General features: G+C 51.0%; 18 protein-coding genes, 2 tRNA genes and 1 pseudogene. 6 read left to right on the top strand and 15 right to left on the bottom strand.

All coding sequences use genetic code 11. The features are described from left to right. Nucleotides 1-871 precede the first annotated feature (871 nt). Nucleotides 872-967, bottom strand: a pseudogene (locus ACJJI8_RS21805) (carbon storage regulator); the annotation flags it as partial. A 120-nt stretch (nt 968-1,087) separates the two neighbouring features. Here ACJJI8_RS21805 and ACJJI8_RS21810 point away from each other — a divergent pair. The 4 genes from ACJJI8_RS21810 to ACJJI8_RS21825 all read left to right on the top strand — a co-directional run bounded on the left by ACJJI8_RS21810 (nt 1,088) and on the right by ACJJI8_RS21825 (nt 4,837). Further along, nucleotides 1,088-2,077 (top strand): transposase, encoded by a 990-nt coding sequence (locus tag ACJJI8_RS21810; RefSeq protein ID WP_444933736.1) that lies wholly within the window; start codon nt 1,088-1,090, stop codon nt 2,075-2,077. A gap of 1,131 nt (nt 2,078-3,208) precedes the next feature. Continuing rightward, the gene (locus ACJJI8_RS21815; protein ID WP_444907770.1) at nt 3,209-3,577 is read left to right on the top strand and encodes a helix-turn-helix domain-containing protein; all 369 of its coding nucleotides are present in this window, start codon (nt 3,209-3,211) and stop codon (nt 3,575-3,577) included. Nucleotides 3,578-3,582: 5 nt separating this feature from the next. Then, nucleotides 3,583-4,158 (top strand): ImmA/IrrE family metallo-endopeptidase, encoded by a 576-nt coding sequence (locus tag ACJJI8_RS21820; RefSeq protein WP_444907769.1) that lies wholly within the window; start codon nt 3,583-3,585, stop codon nt 4,156-4,158. Between the two features lie 379 nt (nt 4,159-4,537). Continuing rightward, nucleotides 4,538-4,837 carry a hypothetical protein gene (locus ACJJI8_RS21825; protein WP_444907768.1) on the top strand — a complete coding sequence of 100 codons (300 nt, stop codon included), beginning with the start codon at nt 4,538-4,540 and terminating at the stop codon, nt 4,835-4,837. 289 nt (nt 4,838-5,126) lie between these two features. Here ACJJI8_RS21825 and ACJJI8_RS21830 read toward each other — a convergent pair whose 3' ends face one another. From ACJJI8_RS21830 to ACJJI8_RS21840, 3 genes are read right to left on the bottom strand one after another with little or no spacing between them, the layout of a single operon-like run. Continuing rightward, on the bottom strand, nt 5,127-5,369 hold the full coding sequence (locus ACJJI8_RS21830; protein ID WP_444907767.1) for a GmrSD restriction endonuclease domain-containing protein: 243 nt from the start codon (nt 5,367-5,369) through the stop codon (nt 5,127-5,129). 19 nt (nt 5,370-5,388) lie between these two features. Further along, nucleotides 5,389-5,655, bottom strand: coding sequence for a hypothetical protein (locus ACJJI8_RS21835; protein WP_444907766.1), 267 nt, complete (start codon nt 5,653-5,655; stop codon nt 5,389-5,391). Between the two features lie 48 nt (nt 5,656-5,703). Further along, on the bottom strand, nt 5,704-6,153 hold the full coding sequence (locus tag ACJJI8_RS21840) for a hypothetical protein (protein ID WP_444907765.1): 450 nt from the start codon (nt 6,151-6,153) through the stop codon (nt 5,704-5,706). 194 nt (nt 6,154-6,347) lie between these two features. Here ACJJI8_RS21840 and ACJJI8_RS21845 point away from each other — a divergent pair, with 194 nt between their 5' ends. Together ACJJI8_RS21845 and ACJJI8_RS21850 are read left to right on the top strand one after the other, a co-directional pair. After that, entirely contained in the window at nt 6,348-6,611 is a 264-nt protein-coding gene (locus ACJJI8_RS21845) for a hypothetical protein (RefSeq protein ID WP_444907764.1), read from the top strand. A gap of 14 nt (nt 6,612-6,625) precedes the next feature. After that, nucleotides 6,626-7,843 (top strand): site-specific integrase, encoded by a 1,218-nt coding sequence (locus tag ACJJI8_RS21850; protein ID WP_444907763.1) that lies wholly within the window; start codon nt 6,626-6,628, stop codon nt 7,841-7,843. Between the two features lie 77 nt (nt 7,844-7,920). Here ACJJI8_RS21850 and ACJJI8_RS21855 read toward each other — a convergent pair. The 11 genes from ACJJI8_RS21855 to uvrB form a co-directional block, all read right to left on the bottom strand. Further along, a tRNA-Pro gene (locus ACJJI8_RS21855) sits at nt 7,921-7,997 on the bottom strand. A gap of 114 nt (nt 7,998-8,111) precedes the next feature. Then, nucleotides 8,112-8,480, bottom strand: coding sequence for a MerR family transcriptional regulator (locus tag ACJJI8_RS21860; protein WP_444933737.1), 369 nt, complete (start codon nt 8,478-8,480; stop codon nt 8,112-8,114). Then, nucleotides 8,461-8,766: an integration host factor subunit alpha gene (ihfA, locus tag ACJJI8_RS21865; RefSeq protein WP_108733837.1), complete on the bottom strand. Its 306-nt coding sequence runs from the start codon at nt 8,764-8,766 to the stop codon at nt 8,461-8,463. Before ihfA ends, ACJJI8_RS21860 begins: the two co-directional genes overlap by 20 nt. Nucleotides 8,767-8,895: 129 nt before the next feature. Then, nucleotides 8,896-11,271, bottom strand: coding sequence for a phenylalanine--tRNA ligase subunit beta (gene pheT / locus ACJJI8_RS21870; RefSeq protein WP_444933738.1), 2,376 nt, complete (start codon nt 11,269-11,271; stop codon nt 8,896-8,898). Nucleotides 11,272-11,400: 129 nt separating this feature from the next. Then, nucleotides 11,401-12,414 (bottom strand): phenylalanine--tRNA ligase subunit alpha, encoded by a 1,014-nt coding sequence (gene pheS, locus ACJJI8_RS21875; protein WP_108733839.1) that lies wholly within the window; start codon nt 12,412-12,414, stop codon nt 11,401-11,403. Between the two features lie 193 nt (nt 12,415-12,607). Further along, a complete protein-coding gene (gene rplT, locus ACJJI8_RS21880; protein WP_108733840.1) occupies nt 12,608-12,967 on the bottom strand; it encodes a 50S ribosomal protein L20 in 360 nt (119 codons plus the stop codon). 36 nt (nt 12,968-13,003) lie between these two features. Then, nucleotides 13,004-13,198 carry a 50S ribosomal protein L35 gene (rpmI, locus tag ACJJI8_RS21885; RefSeq protein ID WP_020413351.1) on the bottom strand — a complete coding sequence of 65 codons (195 nt, stop codon included), beginning with the start codon at nt 13,196-13,198 and terminating at the stop codon, nt 13,004-13,006. Nucleotides 13,199-13,344: 146 nt separating this feature from the next. Then, complete coding sequence (gene infC, locus ACJJI8_RS21890) at nt 13,345-13,890, bottom strand: translation initiation factor IF-3 (RefSeq protein ID WP_444916218.1); 546 nt, start codon at nt 13,888-13,890, stop codon at nt 13,345-13,347. A gap of 21 nt (nt 13,891-13,911) precedes the next feature. After that, nucleotides 13,912-15,840: a threonine--tRNA ligase gene (thrS, locus tag ACJJI8_RS21895; protein ID WP_444914258.1), complete on the bottom strand. Its 1,929-nt coding sequence runs from the start codon at nt 15,838-15,840 to the stop codon at nt 13,912-13,914. A gap of 110 nt (nt 15,841-15,950) precedes the next feature. After that, nucleotides 15,951-16,027, bottom strand: a tRNA-Val gene (locus ACJJI8_RS21900). A 176-nt stretch (nt 16,028-16,203) separates the two neighbouring features. After that, complete coding sequence (uvrB, locus tag ACJJI8_RS21905) at nt 16,204-18,213, bottom strand: excinuclease ABC subunit UvrB (RefSeq protein WP_444914259.1); 2,010 nt, start codon at nt 18,211-18,213, stop codon at nt 16,204-16,206. Nucleotides 18,214-18,304: the final 91 nt, after the last annotated feature.

Here is an 18,304-nt window from a genome sequence, read left to right on the forward strand (position 1 = left end):
CACTTTTCGATCAGCGCCAACTAATTTACATGGCCCAAAACTGATAATCTGAGGGTTATGGCTTGCTAGCCACTTGTGCCGTCTAAGCAACCCCATCACTGATATGTGTTTGCACACGGTATGCTCCATATCATCAGGCATAGCCTCCCATCCAAGCTGTAAGCCTAAACTTCACTGTGTTGTAAACACTGGTCGATCCCCTCTTCCTTGACCTTATTGATATCCTGATTTTTGTCACACGGCGTCAACAGGTTCTCCGTTGCTACCATTCTTATACGTGGCGGTAACGATTCTGCGGGGCTGACTATACAGGTTCGGAAGAGCGTGACGAATTGAAATCTAGCGATGTGGAGGGACACCTTGTATGTTAGGCGAGGAACAGAAAAACCAAAGCATAGATTCCGTCAAAAGTGGAACCTCATCTGCTGGAGCTGGATTAATCACTGACTCAGCACACAAGAGCTAGGGAGCATTGTTGGGAATATTCCTCCTTCATCAAAAGGCTAGGCATCTTCACTTAGCGTAAGCTCTGTCTTTAGCCCAATCCTGAAGGCTGCTTGAAGCAGCTGGTGGGCTCGGCGACATTCATCTGGAGGATCTGTGTATAGCAAGCCAAGCATTAAGTACACCTCTTGTGGCGCTGGCAAGGCTTGCTTACCCTCTCTTCCTGTCGGATAAGAAGGTCTGCTTGTTAAACATCTCCAAGACATCAGCACGGCCACTCCGAGTTCGCTAGCTAGTCACCTTTGGCATCCAAAAGGCATTCGAATCAGAGCGCGTATATCGCCTACCGAACAGAGGCGCAATGATTCTTCTTGGAATCCCTCTTTCAATTATTGGGTGCCTCAAGTTGCCCTACCTTCAAGCATATTCAGGCCTTTGCTTTCTGCTGCTTTTTGATCCGCACATAGATTTCTTCACGGTGGATGGGGAGTGATTTGGGGGCGCTTATGCCTATCTTCACTTGATAATAAGGGTATTTCTGGACACCCACCAAATAGAAAGTATAAACCGCCAGCCCTATTGACAAAAGGATGAAACCCTTCAGGATACTGTATATTCATACAATACAATACACGTGCCGCCGATGACTCTACCCCGAAGCACCCAGATATCTCTGGATGCAACACCTTATTATCACTGCGTTTCCCGCTGTGTACGCCGTGCATTTCTCTGTGGCAGAGATAGTAAGTCCGGAAAAGATTACGAATATCGGCGCGAGTGGATTGAAAACCGTATGTATAAATTGGCCGAGGTGTTTGCGTTAGATATTGCCGCCTATGCAGTAATGAGTAATCACTACCATATAGTGCTCTATATCGACAGAGAAGCTGCTAGCAAGTGGTCTCTCAAAAAGGTAATTACTCGCTGGCAAAAACTGTTCAAAGCTTCCAGCTTGGCTCAGCGCTATCTTCAGGGCGATACCCTCGATCACTGTGAGGTAACTAGGCTAAAAGAAGTCGTTTCTCTATGGCGGGAGCGTCTAATGGATATCAGCTGGTTTATGCGCTGCTTAAACGAATCTATCGCTCGCCAGGCCAACGCTGAGGACAACTGTACAGGCCGCTTTTGGGAGGGCCGTTTTAAGTCCCAAGCCTTACTGGACGAAAGAGCCCTTGCTGCCTGCATGGCCTATGTAGACCTCAACCCGATCCGTGCCAATATTGCCAAGACCCCTGAAGACTCCGATTACACATCGATTCAACAGCGTATTCGTGCGGTAGCCTCAGGCAAACAGCCCAAAAGTCTACTTCCGTTTGTCGGCGGTGAGCGTTTGAGTATGCCGAAAGGGCTACCTTTTCAGCTGGATCACTATTTGGAGCTAGTGGACTGGAGTGGCCGACATTTAGATCCCAGGAAACGAGGCTGTATTGCCGAAAACACACCTCCCATCCTGGAGCGGCTTGGTATCTCACCCAGGCACTGGCTCTATCTCAACCGAAATTTTGAAAGTCGCTTTAAAGGCTTGGTGGGATCAGTGAAGGTAGTACAGCAAGCCTGTAGCCACCTCAATAAACGCTGGGTACACGGTATTGGTGACTGCCGGCGCTTCCTCTCAGCTACCCCCCAAATCTAGCCCTACTCCAAACACTCGATAGCACGATTGCCGGTTTTATATCCAAAAATTGCACTACCTACAGACTGAACACAGACCCTCTGCATTCCCCCCTTTTTTTCCCTAAATTAGAGAGAAAAAGCTACCAGAGCTGGTGCTTGCCACGTAACTGACACTACCCTCCAATCTTTGGGTGTCCTGGATTACTCCGCTACTAAACCTAGCCTGATACCTACCTCCTGACTGCTAGCAAGCCCAGAAAAGATGAAATACACGACTTCAAAGCTATTCTTTCAAATTATGGGTGTCCTGGATTCTACAAATACTGGAAGAGCAGGATTCCGTTGTAGGGATAAATATTGAGTTCAGCGTGGAGTTACCATCTTGCAAGTCACCTCTCCACATTAGTGCTATTGCTTGGTTTTTTTGGGTTAAAAACAATCGTACGAGTAGCCGCTGGTAAGGTCATTTGAAATTCCAGGCTTAGTTCTATCCTTACCAGTATTGCCAAGACATTGAAGACTCTGATTAAACTTGTACTTAACAGCGCATTCGCACAGTCGTATCTAGTTAGCAACCCAAAGCTCTACTTTATTTATTGGTGGTGAGCGCTTGAAGGAAGCTAAAGCACTCCCCTTTCAGTTGGAACACTATTTCGAGCCAGTGACTTGAGTGGCCGGTATTTAGATCCTTAAAAACGAGGTAGTATTTTCGGAATCACCCCTCCTATCCGAGAGACTTGATATCTCACCTCTCCACTGGCTATGTAGCAACCGAATTTTGAAAACAGATTTAAAGTCTGTAGCTGACTGCCGGCAGCTTCCTCTCAGTGTTCCTTATAATCTGGCCTACCCCCAAAATCAGCCTTCCCCAAAACCTAAACGTCAATTTCTGGTACTCCACTTCCCCTGCCTCTATGTCAAGGATGAAGCCCCTCAGTAAATCTAGAGGTTTAACGCCCCAGCTAACCCATTCATGACTTTCATGCCATTAATAAACTTTGAAACGGTACAAGGGTTCAATTTTGTAATAATTAGCAGTATTTTTTACCAAAAATGGCTTCTAATATTAACCAAACGAGGTTAATATTCTTTCCGTCGCCGCTTAAAAAGATGTTCATGCGATAACAAATAGAAAAAAGGGAGATTTTGGATGCTTACTTCATTCGGGAAACTGGTAAGGAAGCACCGGATTGATCAACAACTAAGACTGGGTGAAATGGCTGCTGCAATTAACGTTAGTGCCCCATACCTATCAGCAGTTGAAACAGGCAGTAAAAAGGTTACATATGAATTAGTACAGAATATATCCAATTATTTAAGTTTGTCACCAGCAGAAGCATCCGAGCTTCAGGCTTCAGCCGATAGCTCCCAAACTGAGTATCGGTTTAACCTAAAAAAGCAAAGTGACATAACTCGACAGGCAGTAGCGGCATTCGCAAGGAATATCAACACCTCATCACTTGATGAGTCTGTTGCTAAACAAATTCTAGAGATTTTAGAAAATCAGCCGGAGAGCTAGAAAATATGGAACAAAGTCGGTATGAGCCAATGAGGAGAGGTGGTAGCAGAGTTCCTCCTTTAAGCACTCAAAAAATTCGTCAACACGCCAACTTATGGAGAAATCTTCTTGCCAAGGTGGGCTCTAAGCCAAACGGCAGAGTTGAAGTTGTTGACACATTAGAGTTTCATCTCCCAAAGCTCATACCGAACTTTACATATGAATGTGTACAGAGCGATACCTCATTGCTCAACGGGGCGGAGGCAATTACATATCCCGATCAGAATAGAATAGTTCTGGCCGAGCATGTATATAAGGGAGCTGCACAAGGTGTTGGAAAAGATCGCTTCACCATCGCGCACGAAATCGGACACCTTTTCTTGCATCGTCGCCTTTCTGCCTACCCTAGAAATATTAGCAACCACGTACAAACTCATCGAAAATATGAGGACTCAGAGTGGCAAGCAGATACTTTTGCAGCTGAATTCCTCATGCCGTACGAAGAAGTAAAAGCAAACTGCTCTAGCGCTAGAGACGTACAAGTCAGGTTTGACGTTTCAACAAAAGCAGCAGAATACAGATTTAGGAACACAAGAAAGTAAAAAGCCATCATAAGTTGGCGCTTATGATGGCTTTTTGTGTAACAAGGTGCGGGGTATCAGGAGTGACCCTTAACCGCCGGCATAACTTGAAACAATTGAACGTAGCAATTCAAGTGTATCACTGGTTAGCCGATTTTTCTATTCACTCCTTAAACTTTATAAGGAGGCCTATCATGGCTACCCATAGATTCAAATCTGTTCGTGTTCGGAGTTATAAGCGGTTCCGTAATGGTGTCTGGGAACTTGTCTGTGCACATATGCGCAGTCAACCTATCCGCTAATCCCATTGGGAGGGGGCAACCTCTCCCATCCAAATTACGACCGAGAAATATACCCTTTCTCGTAGAAAAATTTTTGGATTTATTCAGCAGGATCAGATATGAAACCCAGTGAGCTTAATAAAGAAGCTAGAATTGCTTTCGGAAAAACCCTCATAGATATTTCAATTGCAGTTTTTAAAGGAATAATTCTGCTATTCACAGTAATACCTATTACAATAATCTTAAACAATACCCTTTCTAGCTCCGAAGAAAAGCTAGACATCCTGCGGTTTTTTACATCAATGAATCAAGAAACTCACTTAGCCTTATTGGTGTTTATACTAATTTCATTTTGGGTTGGCCATTCATTTAGAAGGGCTGGCTTGAAGCATATCCATGAGGCTAACGTCGAGACTTAAGCTCACTATCAAATCATTTTGTATATGGTTTTAAAAGTGAGCAACCAAATGGATACCCTCCCCTAACTCTTAAAAGCTCTAATCAACTCATCGGACCAATGAACAATTAGGCTAGGGGCGCGTAACTAGCGCCCCATACTCCCTATCACCTTTTAGCAACCCCAAGACTTCAGTGAAGGTACATAACTGGAGCCAGGGTTTCCGGGAGGTAGAGGGTAACCAAGCGGCACTCTGGAAGGCTGGTAGAAGCGCTGCAGAGTGCGAGTTATTCGTCCAGGAGTGCCAGAATCTAGGCTGACTCTTCCTGTGAGAATTTCAGCCCATACTTCTCCACTATCGCCATGAATCGCTGCACGTAGATAGCCTGGACGGGCTCATAGGGTGGCATCCACTCATCGGGGCCTTTGTCACCCTTGCTTTGATTCCGGCCATCATCGACCAACCATAAATTCTCAGGGTCTTCTGCAAATTGACGCTTAAGCTCTACAGTCCAGTTGGCACCACCGTGCCCGTGATCCCAGGACAGCGGCACGATGTGTTCAACATCCAGGTCAGAGGCCAGATTGAAAGTACGGGTCCAGCCAGAGGCCTGTATCTACAGTACACTGCTTGTCATTAGTGAAGGTTACTGGAGCTAGAGAGAACTGAAGCAGCAACTCATGGCGGGTGCTCTGGCAATCTTTATCGGAGTCAGACCACTTCGGTAGCCACTCGTGGCAGTCATAGCTTCGCTCTTCTTTAGCTTCGACTTCAGAGCAACCTAATAAAACAGTGAATAAAGCGATAGGTAAAATTAAGCCTGTTGAGATCTTATTCATTATGTCTAACTCTGCAGATATATACCGAAAAAATTGCCCCCCCTCCAATCAATAGGAAAATTTCTCTTTAATTCTAAGGGCAAAACCTTCTACTGTTGGGGGCATATTCCAAATGAGCTTCCGGGTTTCATCACATTCAGTAACAGACATCAATTCACGTTTTACATAATGAACACAGTTGTTACCATTTCCAGCACCCAACTCACTGTCTGCTAACTGATAAACGGCCGGTATTGTCGCAGTAGTGGATCGGTCCTTAGCAAATGGGATCTTAATAAAGAACATCGAATCAGGGTGTCCATATTTATCTATATCCTCTTTCATGCTGTGACATGAACCAATTCTCGAGCTAAAAGACTGCCTTTTCCCCTCAAGCCCCGGTATGTCATATCTTGTAAAGCTACCAATAGTGGGGTACTTCATGTCTCCAGAAAATGAAACATGATTTATTGTAGTTCTATCATCCCTTTCTTCATCACTTAAGTCATGTTTGGACAAGCGAACCCCTCTAGCAAAATGCGTACAAGCTATATGAGGAATTTTTGTGAATGAGTCAGGCCCAAATACCTCTATACGGAACCTATGAATACGCCGTAATGAAGAATTTACTGTAATAGACATAGGTAACGCCCCTCCAATGAGCTACTAAAAGTAGGAAATTTCTACTGTGAAATGCACGAGGTGCGCATCCTATGAGAAGGAGAGAGATCCATCAATCTCACAATATTACAGGGGTAAATCTATATGAATCGTTGGCTAGAGAGAGCTTTGCCGGAACCCAGCCCGCACGCGAGACCATTATAAAGTGGGTTTCAACTGGTGAAGTTGCCGGGCGCTGGTTAGGCGATAGATTATATATTTACCGAAATGGGTTTCATTACCCTTACACAATTCGCACGGAAGAGCGCGCGGCAGTAGAGGCTGAACCAATCTCACCACTACTCGCACGCAGATAACACGGAAGAAAATAATGGCTAGACCAAAAAAACCTAGATATGTGGACGGTCTGGAGTTGCCAGAAAATCTTTATACCGACCCCAAAAAGCGGGCAAATTATTGGCGTTATTTACGCCCAGATGGTTCCAGTCTCACATTCCACGGCACAACAGCCGAAGCAATTCGTCAGGCAAAACAGGCCAACCGCCAGCGCGACCTCTATGAGCGTCAGCCAGCAACAACGGATACCGTTTGGATTGCGCGAGCAGGTAGCCTACTGGACCGCTACAGCGACTGGGTTGCCTGGATGGAGCTGAACCATCCCAAACAGGCCACAGCTGCACGCTGGAGTCAAAAGCGGCGCTATGTTGAGCGTATGTGTGAACAGCTTAATAACCCTATGCCGCACGAGCTGACGCTAACCATGGTTCGCGACTGGTGGGAATCGCAGGATTATCATCCCCTGCGAAATAGCCGCGCAGCCCTGCGAAGCTTTGTTAATTATTTAATGCTGGAAGGCTCAGTTCCAAAACTTACATTTAATCCATTTAACACCAGTGACGAAGTCCCTAAATTAATTCCAAGGCAACGACCGGAAAAAGTACGTCAACGGCTTACCCTGCAAGATTTCTGGCGCATACACGACGCAGCTGGCGAGCTGGGTTATACAGGTCTGCAAATTGCTATGGATTTATCACTGCTTACAACTATGCGCCGCGGTGATGTGAGCAGCTTACGACTGGACAAGCATGTAACCGATGCAGGGATTGATAAAGGGGTAGAGAAATCAATTAATCAACGCGGCGAAGAAAGAGCTACATATCTGCGCTGGTCTTACAATCATCACCCTGGATTACGCCAAGTAATTAACCACGCCCGACAGCTCTCCCTGCAAAATTATCGATGCCCTTTTGCGGTTTCATATCAACCAAAGAAAAGACAGCCCCGAGCGAAGCAAAATGAACATTGGTGCAGATTAATGCCAGCAAGGCTATCAAACCAATTTAAAGATGCACGAGACGCCGCAGAGGTTCGCCAGGACTTACCCAGCAGCGCCAGGCCTACATTTCACGAGGTGCGCGCCCTAGCCTCTCACCTGCTCAAGAAATCCGGTCACAGCCCGGAAGAGATTGCAGAAATATGCGCCCATACCGATGCAGAAATTACTGAGAAGTTTTATCTCGGAGGGCATGAGCGGGAATACAAAGAAGTGGGTATCAGCATCGACCCGAAATTACTGATGCGGAAGTGATTGAGAGTTTTTGTACGGGGTTTTTGTACGCTCAATCGGGAAAAGTGGCTGAAAGCCGCATGAGATATAAAGAAAGATGGTCGGAGCGGCCGGATTTGAACCGACGACCACCACACCCCCAGTGTGGTGCGCTACCAGGCTGCGCTACGCTCCGATTTTGAAAAATCGTTCACTTCGCTAAGTGATTGATTTTTAAAGACATCGTGTCTCGATGTGGCGTGAATCATACCTGAGTGCGGCTGGATTGCAAGCCCAGGTTTACAGTTTTTTATAAATTATTTTTCCCCTCCAGCAGGGCCACCACGTCCTTTAGTTCTGCGATCACTTCGGGCAGTATTTGCTGTAGCTGTACCACCTCTGCCCGCTCACTACCGGTTTCGATCTGCTGGCGGGCTCCACCAATGGTATAGCCCTCTTCGTACAGGAGCGCACGGATTTGGCGGATCATGATGACATCTTGGTGCTGGTAGTAACGGCGGTTGCCGCGACGTTTGACGGGTTTCAGCTGGGGGAACTCCTGCTCCCAATAACGCAGGACATGGGGTTTAACGGCGCATAGTTCGCTCACTTCACCAATGGTGAAATATCGCTTACCGGGGATTGCAGGTAGCTGAGCGTTATTGCTCGGTTCCAGCATGCTCTTCTACTCGCGTCTTGAGTTTTTGCCCAGGTTTGAAGGTAACTACTCTGCGGGCCGAGATGGGGATTTCCTCGCCGGTCTTGGGATTGCGACCGGGACGCTGGCTTTTATCGCGCAGGTCGAAATTGCCAAAGCCGGAGAGCTTGACCTGCTCGTTACTTTCCAACGCATTGCGGATCTCCTCGAAGAAATATTCGACGATCTCTTTCGCTTCGCGCTTGTTAAAGCCCAGCTCTTCGTACAGTTTCTCGGCGAGCCCGGCCTTGGTCAGTGCCTCTGTCATTGGATCCTACCAATTGATTCAGAGGCGTCGACTCCAGATCGGAAGCGGCCCAAACCGCGGCGGCTTTCAACCCGGTAGCAGACGCTCTCGGGGTGCAATTCAGCCTGCACCCGAGAGCATCATGCTCTACTAGCGCAGACTAGCGTTATATTTTTCTTCTAGTTTTCCGACCACCGCATCTACAGCGGCATTGATTTCGTCGTCATTAAGGGTGCGTGACGAATGCTGAAACGTCAACCCCAAAGCGACACTTTTTCTATTTAAATCAATACCTTTGCCCTGGTAGACATCAAATATCTTGAGGTCCGTCAAGGTTTCACCTGCAACTTCGACAGCAGTTTCCACCAGGCTGGCGGCAGGAACCTCTGCATCAATCAGCAGGGCCAGATCGCGGCGCACTTCCGGGAACTTGGACAGCGGACGGAATGCGGGGGTTTTGCCCTCGCCGATCGCTTCCAGGCTCAGTTCAAATACGAACGCGGGCTTGGACAGGTCCAACTTCTTCTGCAACTGCGGGTGCAGGGCTCCGATAACCCCCACTTCGCAGTCGCCGCGCATAATCTTGGCGGTTTGGCCGGGGTGCAACGCGGGGTGCTGGCCGGCGACAAAGCGGAACTCATCGGCAACACCAGTACGAGCCAACAGGGCTTCTACATCGGCTTTCACGTCGAAGAAATCCACGGCGTCTTTGCTGCCCGTCCAGTTTTCGGAGTAGCGGCTGCCGTAGGCGAGACCGGCAATCATCTGTTCCTGGTGCAACTCAGCACCCGGCACAAAGCGCAGGCCGGTTTCAAACAGACGCACGCGGTTTTGCTGGCGATTCAGGTTGTACTGCAACGCTTTACACAGGCCCGGCAATAAGGTGGTGCGCATAACCGCCAGCTCGGCGCTGATCGGGTTTTGCAGGGCCACCGGATCGGCTTCCGGATCAAACAGTGCGGCGCTGTCGCTATCGATAAAGCTGAAAGTAATCGCTTCGTAGTAACCTCGGCTCAGCAGGGTTTGCTCCAGGTTGTCCTGGGCAATGGTGCTCTCCGGGCGCGGGGCGATTTCCAGCTCGGCGGTAAAGCTTTCGCTGGGGATACGGTTATAGCCGTATACACGGGCCAGCTCTTCCAACAAGTCTGCTTCGATGGCGATATCGAAACGGAAGCTGGGGGCGAGGAAGGTCCAGCCTTCGTCGTTCTGGTCGATTTTTTCCAGGCCCAGGCGGGTGAGGATATCAACGATTTCGTCATCGGCCAGTTTGATGCCCAGACCCAACTCTACTTTCGCGCGGCGCAGGGTAATATGGCGCTCGGCGGGCATAATTTCAGTCAGCTCGCGCACGTGTACCGGGCCGGGTTCGCCGCCGACGATATCCAGCAGCAGCTGGGTAGCGCGCTCCACCGCTTTCTCTTGCAGGTGGTAGTCCACTCCGCGTTCGAAACGGTGGGAGGAGTCGGTGTGCAGGCCGTAGGAGCGAGCCTTACCGGCAATGGCCAGCGGGCTAAAGAAGGCGCTCTCCAGGAAGATATGCTGGGTGCCTGCGGTCACGGAGGAATCCAGGCCACCCATAATACCGGCCATTGCCAGAGGTTTTTCCTCATCGGCAATTACCAGGGTGCCCTCTTTTAGTTTGACTTCCTGGCCGTCCAGCAGGGTCAGCTCTTCACCGGCTTCTGCCATACGCACTTTGATGCCGCCGGAGAGTTTCTCCAGGTCGAAAGCGTGCATGGGCTGCCCCAGTTCCAGCAGAACGTAGTTGGTTACGTCCACTACCGGGTCGATACTGCGCAGGCCGCTGCGACGTAGGCGCTCTTGCATCCACAGAGGTGTTACCGCTTTGATATCGATATTGCGAATCACACGACCTACGTAGCGCGGGCAGGCGGCTTCGGCCAGCAAGGATACGGGCATGCTCTCGTCGATCTGCTGGGGTACCGGAGCAACTTCCGGGCCCTGAACGGCGCAGCGATTCAGTACGCCCACTTCGCGAGCGATACCGGCAACACCGAGGCAGTCGGAACGGTTCGGGGTGAGATCCACTTCAATGGTCTCGTCGTCCAGCTGCAAGTATTCACGCAGATCGGTACCGGTGGGTGCATCTTCTGGCAGTTCCCAGATACCGTCATTGTCTTCGCCCAGTTCCAGTTCGGTCTGTGCGCAGAGCATACCGAAGCTCTCTACACCACGGAGCTTGGCTTTCTTGATTTTAAAATCGCCCGGCAGCTTGGCGCCTACCAGGGCAAAAGGAATTTTGATTCCGGTGCGCGCATTGGGAGCACCACACACAACCTGCATTTCACCGTCGGGGTGGCCCGCCACTTTACACACGCGCAGCTTGTCCGCATCCGGGTGCTGTTCACAGGCGACAATCTCACCGACAACCACTCCGGAGAAATCGCCCGCAACTTTTTCTATACCGTCCACTTCCAGGCCGGCCATGGTGATTTGATCGGCCAGTTCCTGCGTGGTGAGTTCCGGGTTTACCCATTCCCGCAACCAGGAGTTGCTGATTTTCATAGTTGATCTCTTTCTGTATTCCGTCAGCGCAACTTGGTGCGCATTTCGCCTGGGGCTATTTCGCCTCCCAGGCCTCCACAATTCGACTGCTGTTGCGAAGGGCCATTGCCATTCGCGCTGTCACTTGGCTTAGAACTGTTTCAAGAAGCGCAGATCGTTATCGAAGAACAAGCGCAGGTCGTTTACGCCGTAGCGCAGCATGGCGAGGCGCTCGATACCGATACCGAAGGCAAAGCCGGAGTATTTTTCGCTGTCGATATCGCAGGCGGCGAAGACATTCGGGTGCACCATGCCGCAGCCGAGAATTTCCAGCCAGCCGGTGCCGGAACATACGCGGCAGCCTTCACCGGAACAGGCGGTACACTGGATGTCCGCTTCTGCGGAAGGCTCGGTGAACGGGAAGTAAGACGGACGGAAACGCACCGGTACTTCCGCTTCGAAGAAGGCTCGCAGGAATTGGTCGATGGTGCCTTTCAGGTGGGCGAAGCTGATGTTCTCGCCGATTACCAGGCCTTCTACCTGGTGGAACATGGGCGAGTGGGTGACATCGGAGTCGCAGCGGTATACGCGGCCCGGGCAGATAATTCGCAGCGGTGGAGACTTTTTCTCCATGGTGCGGATCTGCACTGAGGAGGTGTGGGTTCTCAGTACGGTGGTGGGGTCCACGTAGAAGGTGTCGTGCATCGCGCGCGCGGGGTGGTGCGCGGGAATATTCAACGCTTCGAAGTTGTAGTAGTCCTGTTCGACTTCCGGGCCGTTCTCAACAGAGAAGCCAATGCTCGCAAAGAATTCTTCCACGCGCTTTAAGGTGCGCGTGATGGGGTGGGCATTGCCCTGCTCTTCGCCGCGCCCCGGCAGAGTGACATCAATGGTCTCTTCGGCCAACTTCGCATTGATGGCGGCCTGCTCCAGCATATTGCGGCGCGCGTTAATTTTTTCCTGAACCTGCTGCTTGGCTTCGTTGATCTTGGCACCCGCCGCCGGACGCTCCTCAGCCGACAGCTTGCCAAGGCCTTTCAGCAGTGCCGTCAGCTGGCCCTTTTTGCCCAGGTAATCAACACGCACCTGATCCAGTGCGGCGAGGCCATCGGCCTTCTCCACCAGCTCCATAGCCTGCTCGGTGAGGGACTGCAAATCTTGCATCGAACTGTTCCCGTTTGAATCCAACTTCGATTAATTTTTTCTGCTTTGTTCGGCCGGTACTTTCTGTACCGGAGGGAATTTCCCCAGGCACCGCCACCGGTAAAAAATAGCGGAAACTCCATAAAAAAATAGGGAAGGGCCACTACAGCCCTTCCCTATTTTGAGTATTCAGTTTTACAACTGAAGTGACAGCTTACGCTGCCAGGGCTGCCTTAGCTTTTTCAACTACGGCAGCAAAAGCGACTTTATCGTAAACAGCCAGATCAGCCAGTACACGGCGATCCAGTGCGATGTCCGCTTTTTTCAGACCTGCGATCAGGCGGCTGTAGCTCAGGCCTTCAGCACGGGACTGGGCGTTAATACGAGTAATCCACAGAGCGCGGAAGTTACGCTTTTTAACGCGACGGTCACGGTATGCATACTGACCAGCTTTAATTACTGCCTGCTTGGCAACGCGGAATACGCGTGAACGCGCACCGTAGTAACCTTTAGCCTGCTTCAGAATCTTCTTGTGACGACGACGCGCCTCTACACCACGTTTTACACGGGCCATACTTCTATCCTCTTAAACCTTTGCGATTTGGGCCAATTACTTGGCGCGCAGCATACGATCGACCAGTCCAGCATCAGACTTGTTCATAGTCTGAGTGCCACGCAGCTGACGCTTGCGCTTGGTGGTCATCTTGGTGAGGATGTGGCTCTTGTTAGCGTGCTTGTGCTTGTAGCCCGCAGCCGTCTTCTTGAAGCGCTTGGCAGCGCCACTGTGAGTCTTTGCTTTCGGCATTTTGTACTCCAAAGTTAATATTCGCCTGTAAAACAGGCACCTTTAGTAACTGCCGACAACCGAAGTTACCGGCACTGCGAGAGTGGGGAGGCAGCCGTCGCCCAACCACTTCTCAAAGGAGATCCCGGGAATGACTTCCCCAAACCTCACTTTTTCTTTTTGAGCGGAGCAATCACCATCAGCATTTGACGACCTTCCATTTTCGGTCGCTGCTCTACGGTGCCCAGCTCTTCAAGGTCCTTTTCGATGCGCTGCATCATTTCCATGCCGAGCTCTTGGTGAGCCATTTCGCGGCCACGGAAACGCAGGGATACTTTGGCCTTGTCACCCGCTTCCAGGAAGCGGGCCAGGTTGCGCAGCTTGATCTGGTAGTCACCGACATCGGTGCCCGGGCGGAATTTCATTTCCTTGATCTGCTGCTGCTTCTGCTTCTTCTTGGCGGCATTCTTAGCTTTTTTAGCTTCGAATACGTGCTTGCCGTAGTCCATGATCTTACAGACTATCGGCGTGGAGTCCGAGGCAATTTCAACGAGATCCAAGCTAGCTTTCTGTGCAGCTTCCAGCGCTTCATCCAGGGAGACAATGCCTACCTGTTCGCCATCAGCGCCTATCAGGCGGAGTTCTGACGCTTCAATCTGATCGTTTATGCGGGCCTTTTTGGACCGTCCCTTAGTGTCTCGTTTAATAGCTATGGTCTCCCAGTTGCCAAGTTGTTATGCATTATCTTCTGTCAAACGACCGCGACGATTCACGTCTTGCTCGAGGATCTCGAGGAATGACTCATACGTCATTGTACCAAGATCTTCACCGCTACGGGTACGTACTGCCACGGTCTGACTTTCTACTTCCTTATCGCCAATTACCAATAGATAAGGAACACGCTGAAGCGTGTGCTCGCGGATTTTAAAGCCGATCTTCTCGTTTCTCAAGTCAGCTGTGGCGCGGTATTGCAGCTCACCCAAACGATCTTGCAAATTGCGACAATATTCGGCCTGGCGATCGGTGATATTCATGATCGCCACCTGCTGCGGCGCGAGCCAGGTGGGGAACGCACCTTCGTAGTGCTCAATCAGGATTCCGATAAAGCGCTCGAAGGAACCCAGGGCTGCGCGGTGCAGCATTACCGGGGACTGGCGCGAGCCATCTTCCGCTACAAACTGGGCATCCAGGCGGCCCGGCATGGAGAAGTCCACCTGAATGGTACCGCACTGCCATACACGGCCGAGGCAGTCTTTCAGGGAGAATTCGATCTTCGGTCCGTAGAAAGCGCCTTCACCCGGCAGCTCTTCCCACGGCAGGCCAGCGGCATCCAGTGCGTCGGCCAGGGCTTTTTCAGCCTTATCCCAGCTCTCATCGGAACCTACGCGCTTCTCCGGGCGAGTGGAGAGACGGTAGATAACGTCCTGGAAGCCGAAATCCTTATAAACGGAGTGCAGCAGATCCATAAAGTCAGAAACTTCTGACTGAATCTGGTCTTCGCTACAGAAGATATGGCCATCATCCTGTACAAAGCCGCGCACGCGCATCAGGCCGTGCAGGGAACCGGAGGGCTCGCTGCGATGACAGGAGCCAAACTCCGCCAGACGCAACGGCAGGTCGCGGTAGCTGCGCAGGCCCTGATTGAATACCTGTACGTGACAAGGGCAGTTCATCGGTTTAATGGCGAACTGACGCTCTTCACTGGTCAGGGTGAACATGTCATCGCCAAACTTATCGGCGTGACCAGACTTTCGCCACAGGCTGAAATCTACCAGCTGCGGAGTCTTGATTTCTTTGTAGCCGAATTCGCGCTGGCGGCGACGCATGTACTGCTCGATAGCGCTGTAAATGGTCCAGCCGTTCGGGTGCCAGAACACCATGCCGGGGGCCTCTTCCTGGATATGGAAAAGGTCAAATTTCTTCGCCAACTTGCGGTGATCGCGCTTCTCTGCCTCTTCGATGCGACGCAGGTAAGCTTTCAGTTCTTTTTTGTTGGCCCAGGCAGTGCCGTAAACACGGGTCAACATTTCATTGCTGGAATCGCCACGCCAGTAGGCACCGGCCACTTTGGTCAGTTTGAACGCTTTCAACCTGCCAGTGGAAGGTACGTGGGGACCGCGACACAGGTCTTCAAAGTCGCCCTGGCGGTAGAGAGAAATATCTTCATCACTGGGGATGCTGTCGATAATCTCAGCCTTGTACTCTTCGCCCATTTCGCGGAAATATTTCACCGCTTCTTTGCGCGGCATCAGGCGGCGGCTGACAGTGATGTCTTCTTTGGCCAGCACTTCCATACGCTCTTCGATCTTCTCGAGATCTTCCGGCGTAAACTGGCGCTCGTAGGCAAAATCGTAATAGAAGCCGTTTTCGATAACCGGGCCAATGGTGACCTGGGCTGTCGGGTACAGCTGCTTAACTGCTTGTGCCAGCAAGTGCGCTGTGGAGTGACGGATCACTTCCAGGCCTTCGGGCTGACGATCAGTAATAATTGCCAGATTTACGTCGGTATCAATAACGTAACTGGTATCGACTTCCTTGCCGTCTACAACGCCAGCAAGTGCGGCTTTTGCCAAACCTGGGCCGATATCAGCGGCTACATCGTGTACGGAAACCGGAGCAGAAAATTCTCGACGGGAACCATCGGGGAGAGTAACAACGGGCATTGTTTATCCTTTGTTCTCAGTGGCGATCCCTACCAAAGACCGCATGAAACTATCCATGAATTTTTTCATGGAACTCTTGATCGGGATGGGCAATCCATCCTTTTGAAAGGTGGTAGACCCGGGCGGATTTGAACCGCCGACCTCTGCCATGTCAAGGCAGCGCTCTAACCAACTGAGCTACGGGTCTAAAGCTCTACAGCGGGGGAACCCTGTGCTGTGAAGAGCGCGAACTTTAGCACCGCTTTTCAGTGTTTTCAACAACTTACTGAACTTTTGTGTAAAATTTTTTAAGAGCGACCAAGCACCAACAAGGCAGTGCGGGACTATCAAAATGTAGATCCAAGTCCCGCCCTTCAGCAAGGATTATTCCACACCTTTTAAGTGGGTAATCTCATCACGCAATTTTGCTGCTGCTTCAAATTCCAGGTTCTTCGCATGCTGGTACATTTGCTCTTCCAGCTCGGCAATTCGGGCCCAGCGCTGCTTATCGGTAAGGGCCTCAACATCCACCTTGTATTCGCCTTTACCCTCGGCAACTTTGCGGCGCCCTTTCTTGGGTACGCCGGGGGCCACCGCTCCCTCCAGAATATCCGCCACACTCTTGCGGATACCCTTGGGGGTAATGCCGTGCTCCTCATTAAAGGCCAACTGCTTCTCGCGGCGACGACGAGTCTCTTCGAGTGCTCGCTCCATAGAACCGGTGACTTTGTCCGCGTAGAGAATCGCCCTCCCCTCCAGGTTTCGCGCAGCCCGCCCAATGGTCTGAATCAGCGAGCGATCGGAACGGAGGAAGCCCTCTTTATCGGCATCGAAAATTGCCACCAGGGCAACTTCCGGCATATCCAGGCCTTCTCGCAGCAAGTTAATGCCAACTAGCACGTCAAACTCACCGATACGCAGGTCCCGGATAATCTCTACCCGCTCGACGGTATCAATATCGGAGTGTAAGTAGCGGACGCGGACACCACTTTCGGAGAGGTATTCAGTCAAGTCTTCCGCCATCCGCTTGGTCAATACGGTAATCAGCACCCGCTGATCGGCATCCACGCAACGGTGAATTTCAGACAGGGCATCATCTACCTGGGTCAATGCTGGGCGAACTTCCACTTCCGGGTCCACCAGGCCGGTCGGGCGAACCACCTGCTCGACCACTTGCCCTGCATTCTCCTGCTCGTAAGGGCCGGGAGTCGCAGAGACAAAGACCGTCTGGGGCGCCAAGCCCTCCCACTCCTCAAATTTAAGGGGGCGATTATCAAGCGCCGACGGCAGCCGGAAGCCATACTCCACCAAGGTTTCCTTTCGCGACCTGTCCCCGCGATACATGCCGCCAATTTGCGGCACCGTTACATGGCTTTCATCGATAAACAGCAGTGCATCGCTGGGCAAGTAATCGAACAGCGTGGGGGGCGGCTGGCCAGATTCGCGACCGGAGAGGTAGCGGGAATAGTTCTCCACCCCATTGCAGTAGCCAAGCTCCTGCATCATCTCCACATCGTAGCGGGTACGCTGATCTAGCCGCTGCGCTTCGACCAGCTTGTTGTTGCCACGCAGTTGCTCCAGGCGCCCTCGCAGCTCATCTTTGATTTCATCGATAGCACTGACGATGGTCTCTCGCGGCGTCACATAGTGACTCTTGGGAAAGATAGTGACCCGAGGCACCTTCTTGAGCTGCTCTCCAGTGAGCGGGTCAAATATAGTGATCTCTTCGATCTCTTCATCAAAAAGAGACAGGCGCACCGCTTCCAAATCAGAGTCTGCCGGGTAAATATCGATAATATCGCCGCGCACCCGGTAAGTGGCGCGACGGAAATCTGCATCGTTGCGGGTGTATTGCAGTTCAGCCAGACGCCTGAGGATAGTGCGTTGATCAACGAGATCACCGCGATCCAAATGCAGTACCATCTTCAAATACTTGTCGGGGTCACCCAAACCGTAAATTGCCGAAACTGTGGCGACCACAATCACATCGCGCCGCTCTATAAGTGCCTTGGTGGCCGAGAGGCGCATCTGCTCAATATGTTCGTTTACGGATGCATCCTTTTCGATAAAGGTGTCCGAAGAGGGAACGTAAGCTTCCGGCTGGTAGTAGTCGTAGTAAGAGACAAAATATTCCACCGCATTCTTCGGGAAAAACTCTTTAAACTCACCGTAGAGCTGAGCCGCCAGCGTTTTATTGTGAGCCATCACAATGGCCGGCCGCTGCAGGCGCTCAACAATATTCGCCATAGTGAAGGTCTTACCCGAACCGGTAACACCCAGTAGCGTTTGATGGCTCAAACCATCATCAATCCCTTCTGACAACTGCTCTATCGCCAGAGGCTGATCGCCCGCTGGCTGATACTTGGATTCCACCTTAAAAGGTCGCGACTCCATACACTTCCCCCAACCGCTTAATCATTCATGCAACACAGGATTGTAGGCTGTCGTCATACGACCCACAATTACAAGAGAATAGCGTCCTACC

The organism is Microbulbifer maximicatervae (SeqCode) (assembly GCF_052467695.1).